The organism is Paenibacillus tianjinensis (assembly GCF_017086365.1).
GTDB lineage: Bacteria > Bacillota > Bacilli > Paenibacillales > Paenibacillaceae > Paenibacillus_AQ > Paenibacillus_AQ tianjinensis.
This window is the reverse complement of record NZ_CP070969.1, coordinates 2,926,071-2,938,111: the sequence shown is the minus strand read 5'-3', so window position 1 is coordinate 2,938,111 and position 12,041 is coordinate 2,926,071. Positions and strand designations below refer to the sequence as shown.

Genomic DNA, 12,041 nt, shown 5'->3' with positions numbered 1-12,041 from the left:
TTTACGGGGAAGATCTCTGCTCTTTTTATATCCGAAACTAATTCTTTAACAGCTTATTCTTTTAGCTTAACCAGGAAGGTGCTGATTTCATATGGTTTAAATTCGCGGGTCATTTCCCAGCCGACTACCGCCTCTTCCAGCGGACGTTCCATTAAGTCGCAAGCCTGCCAGGAATGCACAGTATAATCACTTCCCAACAACACAGTGCTGCGGCTGCCCGTATATTCATGCAGCCGGACGATAAAGCCGTCTCCCTGCTCAGCCAGCTTAACAGCGTCAATCGCGATACCTGGGGCATCTGTTCGGATCAGTGATTTGCCGGCTCCTGCGGAGTATGAACCCTTTACCGCTCTAAGCGGATTATTCAGTGCCCATGCCTCCTCGGCTGTCTGGCCTGCGACCCAGTCTCCTATATGCGGCAGCAGCGCATAGGTGAATTGGTGCTCGCCTTGATCCGCCTGCCAGTCCGGCTCGGTAGCTGATTTGATCAGCGACAGCCGCATAACATGATCCTTGATGTCGTAACCGTATTTACAGTCGTTCAGCAGACTCACCCCATAACCCCGTTCGGATAGATCAGCCCATTGATGACCTACACTTTCGAACCGGGCATAATCCCAGCTTGTATTCCAGTGGGTCGGGCGCTTCACGTTGCCGAACTGAATATCGTATGTGGCTTCCGTCGCCCGCACGGCAACCGGGAAGGCTACTTTCAGCAGCTGATGCTGTTCATGCCAGTCGACCATCGTCTCGAAGTCAATACGGCGGCTAACCGCATACACTTTCACTCTTTGAATAATACAGGAATCCAAGTATTGCCACTTTAACTGCAGAATGGCAGCGAGCGGTCCGTTTTCGGTCAATTCTATAGTCTGCAAATCAGTGATTTCCCGCTGTTTCTCCTGATAATACAGATCAATATCCCAGGCATCGTAATTTTTCGGTTTATCCTCGAACACCTGCAGGACATTGCCGCATTCATCCGGCGCTAACACCTCCCGGCTGGCTGTACGGTCGTAAATCCGTACCAGCTGCCCGGACGAGTTCCATTCCAGAATATAGAAAGGCGTCGTCAGCCGCGAATCCTCCCATGTAAATGGTGTTGCCGCCCTTATTGAAGCAGCCGCTTCAGTCGTAATTACTGCCGTTCCCATCATAGGAATTGCGGGTACCTCAATCAGCCATTCACCATTGAGGCGCTGCGAGCGCAGCACATGCCCATCTGCATCTCTCCACACCAGTTCCTGAGGATCGGTGCAAGTCAGGCTGAGCAGACCTGCCCGGTTAAAGAAAGCTCCATTAAGCACGGTGTAACCTGTTTCGATGGCTGAGCCGGATATGGAGATAAGCGCGGCCGCGGCGTCATCTGCAGCTTGTGTGCCTATCTTCTCTGCTTCCATATATTCAAGCCTTGAATCCTCATATACCTCCCGGATGGAGGAGCCGGGAATAATATCATGGAACTGATTGCGCAGGATAATCTTCCAGCCCTCAAGCAACTCCTCTGCCGGATACTGCAGGAAGCTGCCTGATTCGGCAGCCAGCAGAACCTGCAGCCATTCGGCCTCCCGGTACAACAGTTCCAGCTTGCGGTTCATACGTTTGTTGTATGCCTGGCTTGTATATGTGCCTCTGTGGTATTCCAGATAAAGCTCACCATCCCAGGTGTGGACATACTGGTCAGTGTTCTTCACCGTTTTCTTTAGACTTTCGAAATACTCATCAGCCCGGCCGGTCTTAAGGGTAGGGATGCCAGGCAAACGTTCGAGCCGGCGGCGCATTTCCAGCATTTCACGGTTCACACCCCCGCCCCCGTCACCGTACCCGTAGGACAGCAGCAGCTCGCGGTTCAGGTTCTTATCCCTGTACTGATCCCAGATTCCCTGTACAGAAAATGGTTCAATCACGCCGTTGTAGGTATAATACGAGGCGCTGGAGCCCGGCCCTTCAGGCGTAGTTATGAAATGGGTCAGTACTTCACTGCCGTCGATTCCTCTCCAAGTGAAAGTATCATGCGGCATGCGGTTATACTGGTTCCAGCTAATCTTCGTCGTCATGAAGGTATCAATGCCGGATTTGCGCAGGATCTGCGGCAATGCCCAGCTGTAGCCAAAAACATCCGGCAGCCAGAGGTACTTGCACTCGCCTCCGAATTCTTCCCGGAAGAACTTCGTTCCGTACAGAATCTGGCGTACCAGTGATTCTCCGCTGGTCAGATTGCAGTCAGCCTCCAGCCACATGGCGCCTCCGGCTTCCCAGCGTCCTTCTGCCACCCGTTCGGCGATCTGCGTGTACAATTCGGGATAATCATGTTTGATGTATTCATACAGCTGCGGCTGGGTCTGCAGAAAAATATACTCCGGAAACTGCTTCATCAGCCGCAGTACAGTGGAGAAGGAACGGGCTGCTTTTTCCCGTGTATGCGTCAGCCGCCACAGCCATGCGACATCAATATGGGTATGTCCGATAGCCGTTACCGTAACCGGATGCTCCCGCTTCATACCAGCCAGCTGTGTCGCGAGCAGATCATCTGCTTCGGCCACAGAGGAATAAAAGGCATCACTGCCGGGCTTCGACCAATCCAGCAGGTTAAATGCACGGTCCAGTGCCATCAGCAGCCCCTGCTTCTCCGGCTGGTTCTCTGTAAGCTGCTTAGACACTCCAAGAACTGCCCGGCCTGTATAATACAAATTGTCTGCTGCATCATCCAGATAAGCCAGCTCTGCCTGCTTAATCCGGTGTTCCTGAAGAACCGGCTTTCCGCCGCCTTCTAGCCCGGACCACAGCCGGAAGGTGAAATCGAGCGTACGTCCGGCGGCATCAGCCTCAAAAAAAACCTCCTGGTGATTGGAATCCACCCCCTGGTACGGTTTACCGTCGACAAACAGCAGGGCTTCGAAGCCGCTGTTGGTGCCGCCTCCGGTTCTGCCGAAGTCAAACCGCCCGGTAATACGTCTGCCCTGCCATTCTGCTGGGATCTTAACTGATTTATTCAGCCACAGATAAACATCCCGCCCGCTCCAATACGCTCCAAGGCGCAGCGTCTTCCCGCCTTCCAAAACCGGCGGATACATGCCGTTACCCCCTACTTTATCCTCTACGACCAGCCAGTCTTCCAACTGGAAAGTTTCGCGATACCGATACTCCGCTAGTTCTGCAATGCGTGCAGCCAGTTTTTCTTCTGTCCAGAACATACCTTTATCCTCCTTTTCATAACACGTGTTATAAGCCGGGGAAAAAGACGTTACGCACTTTCTCCCGGTCTTAGAAGCGCCGGCAGCCACAGCTTGCCCGGCGTTCCCGGCCCTTGCCCGATCTGCTTCAGTACACAGCGGACCGCTTCTTGCCCCATGCCGACATAAGGAATCTCTACACAGCTCAAGGATGGCAGGCTAAGCCTGTGGCCTTGGATTGTATTGTCCGCAGCCATGATCCGCAGATCCTTACCGATCCGCAGGTCTAAGCGGTGAGCCGCCCGGTACAAGTCGGGAACAGCACTGGACCAGTTCACCAGCACTGGAGGCAGCTCTCCGCCGGCTTCACCTAACTGCGACAGCCATTCCTGCCATTCCACCCTTCCTTCTTTCTCCTCATGACGGGAGACTGATGGCTTCATCCCATGCAGGTTACACCATTCTGTATAGGCATCCCTCCGGTTCCTCTCTGCCCAAATGACACGGCTCCCAGCGGAGCTATGGAAGACCTCGGCATATACCGGAGCGGTTGTCCCGGCAGGATCTCCCGCAAGCATGTAATCCAGCGCCATCCCCACACTGCCCCGGTAATCGGCCAGAATGGAATAGATTCCCTCCGTTCCGTCATACCCTTCCACAGAGACATAGGGCACACCCGTTTCCTTCACCTTGAGGGCCCACTCTCTGTTCCGGTAGCTGGTGTCATCCAGTGTTACGATACCGTCGATCTTCCTCTGATGGTAGAGATCCAGTAGTTCGTTTCTCGCGTCTCCGGAATTTCTCTGGCCGGGTGAGCAGAGCAATATGTGATAGCCGCTGGCTTCACATTCCTGCTGCATCCCCTCAAGCAGCCGCATGAACAGCGGATGGCGTGTATCACCGTATGCAGCAAGAGTCATACTGCGGCCTGTCTTCATACTGCGCGCCTGGGCATCCACATGATAGTTCAGCTCACGGATGGCGGACAGCACAGTTTCACGTGTTTCGGCACTGACCCCGATTCCAGGCGTATTGTTCAGCACGGCAGATACCACACTGCGGGATACACCGGCAAGCTTAGCTACATCATGACTAGTGATTCTTTTTTTGACCATAATAGCACCTCGGCAAAAGTATAACACGTGTTATAAATAGTGTATATATTAAAAGCCTGCAACAGGAATAACTCCTGTTACAGGCCGGAGACGAAACAGCTAGTTTAGCTTACGGATACTTCTCTGTTAACTTAGCTTTTGCTGAATCAGCACAGCCAGTTCTTCAGCGGTATCCCACACGATCGGGCGGATTTCTTGTAACTGTACAGTAAGCTTGTCAGCATCACTGCTATTTACAGTCCAAATTACAGGGATACCCCTACCCATTGCATAGCCTGCCGCAAAATATACCCCGGGCGCCTGACCGGTTACATCTGCAATAATCAGTTTATTGTCAGCGATTAGGCCCAGATCATATTGTTCATTCTCTGGTAACTCGGTGTGCGTCAGCAAAGTTGGCATATAACCGAACTGACCGATTTTGGGCAGCAGCTTTTCCTGCCATTCTTCGTGTATTTCATTACCGCCTTGGATGAGAATGGAACAGGCTTTTAACTTCTTTCCTCCGGCGCTGGCAGCTGCTTCATTCCACCCTTTTTCCGTCAGCTTGAAGTTCATGCCTTCCCGAATGAGGAGTTGCTCGTTTCCAAGCTTGTCTATAATATAAACCAGTTCCTGCAGGTTGGGAGAATAGGTCAGGTTATAGTTATTGGAGAGCGGATGAATGGCAACCGGTTCCTCAGGGCCTTCGGAATGCCTGTACAAATATTGCAGCAGACGGTTACCTTTATCTTCAATGGTAACAGGAATATTTGGGGAATTGGCGATGGATTCCAGATCATCTGCCTTAAGATAGACCTTGTCATCACAGTCTGTCTTCTCCCGGATATAAGCAGATATGATATGCAGCAGATCCCGTTTCTTCGGATGCGGGAGTGCATTAATGGACTCGTAGCTGTCCCGCCGCAGATGATATAGCCCGCCTGGTGAACAGGAGCAGTTAAGATAGTTATCGTAATCGCCTTCCTGTTCAATGGGAACAATCTCGTCACAGAACAAACAATGTTTCTTCATCATAATCTTTTATCACCTCGTATCAATTGCTACCCTCTACCTTACCAATATTTTTGAATAAAGTAGACTGGAATATACTGCCGTTGATGTTTCCGGTGAGTATAAGTTGATTTATTGAATAATCCGCTGAAGCTCTTCCTTGGTTGCTGTGTATTGCGGTTTAAATTCCTTGGAATTCATGTAACCGGCCAGACTGGACAGGAACTGTCTGCCTTCCGGCGTTACGCCTGCCTTGTCAGCGTCCAAGGCGCAAACCAGCAGATTACCGGCCCCGACCCGGCACTCAAACAGGAAGCCCAGCTTATGATTGCGTTCAAAATTGTCAATTGTTTGCACCATTGGACTCCATGCTGAATCTGTTCCGTCCATAATAAGCGACTTTGAGTTCTCAATAATATTCCACCAAGGATAAGTGGAATGCTCTTCGCACAGGAAGTCACGGAACACAGGATGGCTGTTTTCGATCAGCAGTCCCATAGTACCAACAGGTACAGGCCGGTTCATACTCTCAGAAATCGAGCGGAACATCGGGTAGCACCAGAAATCCGTACAGTAATAGCCTTCGATAGCATTATTCAGCGACTCCAGCTTCGGCATCAGCAGTACATTTTCACCTTGCTCTAGCAAAGCCAGCGCTTCATCACTTAGTGCATGGAAGATCCGAATCCCATCAAGCCCGGTACCGCTCTGTTCCGGATAGATCCACAGATCGTAGCTTTTGCGGATATCGGTTCCCGCGATCCGGAGATTTAGTACGGCTGAGGTCATGGCTGTTACGGCTGGAAGATCGATAGTCAGCCGGGAGATATCGAAATAATTCGCTCCTGCCTCCACTTCTGTTTGGTGTGTACCTTCCGCCAGAATTTCATCCCCCGCCGTCAGTTCCCAGTTTAGTTTAACGGTTCCCGGTGATCCGGTCCGGAACCAGCTCAGTTCGATGTCCGCACTAAAGCGTTCACCAGAGGCATAGTTATATTTCGGGAATCTTGCGAGCAGAACAGCGTCGCTGCAGAAAGTGCGCCACTCTTCAGGGGTGATCATTCCCTTGGAATCCATAAAGGCATCGAGGATGCCGACTAGGGCAGTGCCCTGTCCGCTGAAATCCTGCAGATCCAGCAGCTGGAAGCCGGCAAGCTTCCTGGTGCGGAAGGCTGCCTCCAGCTCTTCTTTGTAGCAGGCTGCTGCAAGCTTCCCCGAGGCCGCGAAATATTTAGCTGCGAGATGGCCCAGGCCCTTCTCTTCCAGCCGTTCACGGAAGACTTCGAAATTTTTTGCCTTGAGCGATCCGGTGTATTTGGCGATCTCTTCATAATTGGGATAGGCTGCGTACTGTCCAATCTCATGAGAGATTACGGGAATATGCGGAATCCATTCTCCGGATGCATCGTCCGCCTGAACGGTTTTGGCCTCCGTACCGTATTGAATCTGGATGGTCCCTCCACCTTCCGCTTCCGAAGACGCCCCGGCCGCTGGGACGAACTGGTCATCATAATCCTTCATCGTACCCGGCAAGCCGGTTTGTACATGACCCTGTGGTGCATCGCACATGGCATATGACCCACGGAATAACCGCTCTTTGGAGAAGCGCACGCCGCAGAAGAAATCCTCATGCTCCAGAATTTCCGGTACCCATTGGTGGTTATTGGAGCCCTGTGTGTACAAGGGGCGGCTGTCAAATGCCTTATATTCCTTCAGGATGGAATCAATCTTGGTTCTGCTCCCCCACAACTCGTTGCCGAGCGACATCATTACGAAGGATGGATGGTTGCCGAATGCCTTCAGAATCTTGTATCCTTCGCTAACCAGATAATCCTGCTCAGCCTGATTATGCCTATCATCAGTTGGCTCTGTGACCGTTCCCCAGAAAGGAAGCTCCGGCTCCATATAGATTCCGAGCAGATCCGCAGCGGTAAAGGCTGCTTCCGGCGGACAGCAGGTGTGAAAACGGTAATGGTTGATGCCGTAGGATTTAGAAATTCCAAGAATTCTCACCCATTCCTCAACATCAGTCGGCGCGTAACCGGTCAAAGGAAAGATCAGCCCGTCATGCTTGCCGCGAAGAAAGGTCTTCTGGCCATTAATTGTAAACTTATCGCCGTCTGCCTTGAATTCACGTAATCCAAGGACCAGTACGGTTTGGTCGGCTGGCTCTCCTTCCCCTTGGGACAGGGATAACGTAAGGTTATAAAGATTAGGTGCGAATTCACTCCACAGCAGAGCATCTGGCCCCAGATTGTACTCGATGGTGAATGCTCCCGGAGTGAGCGTAAATTCCTGACTTGCAGCCGAATGTTCCAGCTCACCGTTGAAGCTTAAAGCCGACACTGCCAATACGCTGTCAGCTTCACCTTCCAGTGTGGCTGTAATCTTGACGGAGCGGGAAGATACATCCGGGTCGAGGCGGATTCCGCTTAGATATGATTTGCCGTAAAACTGGAGTTCCATGCGGCCAGTGATTCCGTTCCAGTTGGTCTGGGTGTCCGGTGAGGTTAGATGTCCGCCTTTGGTCGGATAACCGGTATTATCAACCCGGATCGTTATTGTCTGAGTGCCTGTACCAAGCAGGCCGGTCAAATCATATATATGGGCGGTATTCAGGCTGTTGGCGCTTCCAATTTCCCGGCCATTCAGCCACAGAGTCGTCAGGCGCGTCCGTTCCAGATACAGCAGACATTTCTTACCGGCAAGCTCTTCGGGAATCACGATCTCCTTCGAATACCACGCCGATCCTTCGAACAGGTATTCATCGGTTAATGCGCTGATTACAACCTCTTCATTCTTTGGTCCCTTGCGGGCATGCGATGTAGTATCCGGCAATAGGATATTATCTGAAAAAGGCAGTACCAGCCCCTGTTTCCCTTCATCCAACTGCAACTTCCACTCGCCTTCAAGATTGATCATTGTCTGCAAAGATATCACTCCCAATTATTAATCTCTCAAAACCTATCATAGCTTTGTTTATCATTATAGCCTCTCATGTATCCGTTATCAATTAATACAATAACAACGATAACATAAATAACAACACAAGCCATGAGGTTCCCCTCACGGCTTGTGGCGATAGTTCACTAACGGCAGGTTGTTTCATAGTTTCAACACTTAGACTTGTCCGGCCCAAATACAAGGCCGGCTGATTATTTGGCCTGCTCTATTACTTGCATAACCCGCTCACTGTGCTCAAGCATCCTTGATACCCTGTCCATGTCCTTCTCACGGATAATCTGTTCAAAAGCAATAAATTCATCGTACATACGGTGGGGATGATGTTTATGGTCCACTTGGACGGGCTTCTCTTTATTGGCAACATACTCAAAGCTATTGATGATATTCGCTGAGCCGTGCATGCGCAAATATCCTTGAACCCCTTGAATGTTCATCGCATTCGGAGCCGTACTGTCTTTTGCACCAATACAAACACATTTGAAATTCCCGTAATCGAGCAACAGAACACCCGAGGTATCTATTCCGCGCTCCATGTTTGCCAGATACTCTACTTTCCCAGGGCTGCCGAAGAACCCGACAACCATATGGATGTTATAAATGTTGATATCCATCAACGCACCTCCGGACATTTCCGGATTAAAGGCAGGCTGTACCTGACCCGCCTGAAAGGCATCGTATCTGGACGAATACTGGGAATAGTTGCATTCGACGATTTTGACAGGCCCGAGCTTAGGGAGATATTCCTTCATTAATAAGTAATTGTTCAAATATTGATTCGTAATTGCCTCGATCAGGACGAGTCCGCTCTGAACCGCCAGCTGTTTAAGCTCCAGGAATTCACGCAAATTGGAGGTGAACGGTTTTTCGCAAATGACATGCTTGCCGCGTAGTAATGCTTCCTTCGTGTAAGAATAATGAAGATGATTCGGCAGCCCGATGTAGACGGTATCGACTTCATCATCCAGCAGCATCTCGGTGTAATTGTCATAGATCCGCGAGATGCTGAACTGGTTCTGCAGAGACAGCAATTTTTCACGATGATCCGGCTTAGAACTGATGGCTTGCAAGCTAATGCCGGGAATCTCATGAACAAAGCTTAACAAATCCATTACTATGTTGCCCGCGCCTGCAATTCCCAATTTCATATTAGCTGCACCCCTCTATCCCGCGCTCCAGGATCTCCATAACGGCGATCGTTTCTTCGTCTTTAACCGTCTTCTCCTTGCCGTGTACAATCACTTGATAAATGTCATCGTATACCCGGGCATAGTCCCCCTGCTCAGAAATGACCTTTTCTTCATGATAGTTACCCTCAGCATCCAAATAGGTTAATGTGCCATAATGCTCCGGGGCATCAATTCCGAAATCGGGATGTCCCTTTGGCAGATAAAATAGCTTAAGATGCTCTTCCTGGCGGTCCTCCGTATGTTTTACGAATACGCCTTGTTTACCGTATACCACAAAACTCGGCCGTGCCTTTAACCGGAAAAAGCTGGATTTGACCGATACCTTAAGCGTTCCATAGTAGAAATCCAGATCGAAGTAATCATTCATTCTGCCGGAGCCAAGCAATTGCCTTACATCGTAATGAACGTTATCAGGTTCCCCGAAATAGGAGATCACCTGATCAATGGTATGGACGCCATGTCCGTATAAGTAACTATTGTATTTGGAAAAATGAGTAGCATTATTCGGTGTCTGCGGGCGGTAATAATCATAATTCATCTCCACCTCGAGCAGTTCACCAAGCTTGCCTGAGTCAATAATCTTCTTTGTCGTGAGGAAATCCGAGTCGTAACGTCGATTCTGATAGCTCTGGATGACGAGTCCCTTTTCTTTGGCGTATTGGAAGATAGATACAGACTCATCCTTAGTCATCATGAACGGTTTCTCAACAAGCACATTTTTGCCATGGTCAAGCGCCATTTTTGCATAAGCGTAATGGGAATCTATAGGAGTGCAGACAACGATCAGCCCAATTTCCTTATCGTTCATTAAAGCTTCAATATCATCTGTATAAAGAACGCCGGGCACTTTCTCCCATTCCCCTTTATCCGGATTGCGGGCGTAGATCGTCTTTATTTTTAAATGCTCCCGGTTCATAGAAAAAGGCAGATGATAACGGTTCGTGCTTTTGCCGTTCCCAATATAGCCGATAGTTAACATGTGATTTCCCCCTCAGGTCTTTTTCATCTATTATAGAAGAACAATGCCGGCCGTGAAGGATACGGAGGCAAAACGGTACATTCAACCATATATTCGCAGCCGTGACCGTCCATATCTGAACAAAATGTTTACTGAGGTGAATCTGTTGAAATTATTGATGCAATTATCGGACATGTATAACTTTACACCCAACGAAAAAAGTATCGCCGCCTATATCCTGCTGCATAAGGAAAAGATGCTCCACTTCAACATTCAGGAGCTTGCAAAAGCAACCTATACTTCCCATTCGGCGATTAACCGGTTAACCCATAAGCTTGGGCTGTCCGGTTTTAAGGAGTTCATCATCAAGCTTGCCCGAGAATTCCAGCAAGATACCCAGAATAGTTCCAGTGTTGATCCTAACTATCCGTTTAGTATTGAGGAGACGCCGCTTGAAGTAGCCATGGATATCTCAGAATTATTGAAGAAGACGATAGCCAAAACCTATGCATATATGGATAATGACCTGCTGGCACAAACAGCCGGGGTGCTGGATCAAGCCAAACGGATTTTTATCTATGCCTTAGGGGATTCCCAAATCCGGGCCAAAAGCTTCCAGAATAAGCTGATAAAAATCAACAAGTATGTAGTGATTGCCACGGAGTTATATGAATGGGCGTATCATACCGTTAATCTGACGGAAGACGACTGTGCAATTTTTTTGACCTATCATGGGAAATCAGCGATTTATTTAAGAGCAGCCCGGCATTTCAGACAGGAAAAGATTCCATTCATCACGATCACAGCCGCCAGTCAAAGTGAATTGGCACAACTGAGTACGCTATGTATCCATGTACCTGATGATGAAGTTAAACACGCGAAAATAGGAACCTTTTCATCACAGATTGCTTTTGAATATGTACTTAACGTGATCTACTCCTGTATCTATAAGCTATCTTATGAAAATAGTGAGTTCACTTCAGAGTCACAAAAAAGCGCCTACGTCACTGATATGATGGAGGATATATAACACATGAAATTATGCCATGGCTGACAACGAAGAATGCTGTGAGAAGATTACATTTTGATATTAACAAAGCATAGTTGGAGTGATCAGGCAGCCAAGGCTTTAACCGAGCTCCTTCTCTGACTGCCTGAGATGATTGCTATTTCATTTCCAGTATGGATTCACGTACACTTTTGGGAAGTTTGCCTACAACCATATCGTAAGAGTGGTTAATCATGTCAAAGATGTCGGACAGAGGCAGGGAACCGTCGACCATCACGGTGTTCCAATGCTTCTTATTCATGTGGTACCCTGGCCGGACAGCATCATGCTGCTCCCGCAAATTCTCCGCAATGATCGGATCACATTTCAGGTTTAGGCGAAATTCGTCTTCTGCTCCCTCAAAAATAAGCGCGAACATCTTCCCTCCGACTTTGAGTACCATAATCTCAGGACCGAAGGGATACTCCTTCGTTGCACCTTGTTTTTTCAGACCGTATGAGATAATCCTTGTTTTCATATCAGCACCTCACTCAATCACAGACTTAATGTGTCTACAATATGTTCAAAAGACAGAAAAGTCAATCCTTCTTATATATCCTCAAACCCCATTCCGCTGTAACAGAAAAATGGATACTTATCCAT

Annotated in this window: 8 protein-coding genes; 1 reads left to right on the top strand and 7 read right to left on the bottom strand. The window is 49.1% G+C overall.

All coding sequences use genetic code 11. The features are described 5' to 3' along the window. Positions 1 to 53 precede the first annotated feature (53 nt). From JRJ22_RS12965 to JRJ22_RS12940, 6 genes are all read right to left on the bottom strand, one after another. Positions 54 to 3,194, bottom strand: coding sequence for an alpha-mannosidase (locus JRJ22_RS12965; RefSeq protein WP_206104818.1), 3,141 nt, complete (start codon positions 3,192 to 3,194; stop codon positions 54 to 56). 50 nt (positions 3,195 to 3,244) lie between these two features. Then, entirely contained in the window at positions 3,245 to 4,288 is a 1,044-nt protein-coding gene (locus JRJ22_RS12960) for a LacI family DNA-binding transcriptional regulator (protein WP_206104817.1), read from the bottom strand. Positions 4,289 to 4,414: 126 nt separating this feature from the next. Further along, entirely contained in the window at positions 4,415 to 5,305 is an 891-nt protein-coding gene (locus JRJ22_RS12955) for a hypothetical protein (protein ID WP_206104816.1), read from the bottom strand. Positions 5,306 to 5,413: 108 nt separating this feature from the next. Then, positions 5,414 to 8,203, bottom strand: coding sequence for a DUF8487 domain-containing protein (locus JRJ22_RS12950; RefSeq protein ID WP_232381187.1), 2,790 nt, complete (start codon positions 8,201 to 8,203; stop codon positions 5,414 to 5,416). Positions 8,204 to 8,436: 233 nt separating this feature from the next. Next, entirely contained in the window at positions 8,437 to 9,390 is a 954-nt protein-coding gene (locus JRJ22_RS12945; protein ID WP_206104814.1) for a Gfo/Idh/MocA family protein, read from the bottom strand. A gap of 1 nt (position 9,391) precedes the next feature. Next, positions 9,392 to 10,411: a Gfo/Idh/MocA family oxidoreductase gene (locus tag JRJ22_RS12940; protein ID WP_206104813.1), complete on the bottom strand. Its 1,020-nt coding sequence runs from the start codon at positions 10,409 to 10,411 to the stop codon at positions 9,392 to 9,394. Positions 10,412 to 10,556: 145 nt separating this feature from the next. Between JRJ22_RS12940 and JRJ22_RS12935 the strand changes: the two genes are divergently transcribed. Further along, positions 10,557 to 11,420: a MurR/RpiR family transcriptional regulator gene (locus JRJ22_RS12935; protein ID WP_206104812.1), complete on the top strand. Its 864-nt coding sequence runs from the start codon at positions 10,557 to 10,559 to the stop codon at positions 11,418 to 11,420. A gap of 136 nt (positions 11,421 to 11,556) precedes the next feature. Here the strand turns inward: JRJ22_RS12935 and JRJ22_RS12930 are convergent, their stop codons facing one another. Further along, a complete protein-coding gene (locus tag JRJ22_RS12930) occupies positions 11,557 to 11,916 on the bottom strand; it encodes an MmcQ/YjbR family DNA-binding protein (protein ID WP_206104811.1) in 360 nt (119 codons plus the stop codon). Positions 11,917 to 12,041 lie beyond the last annotated feature (125 nt).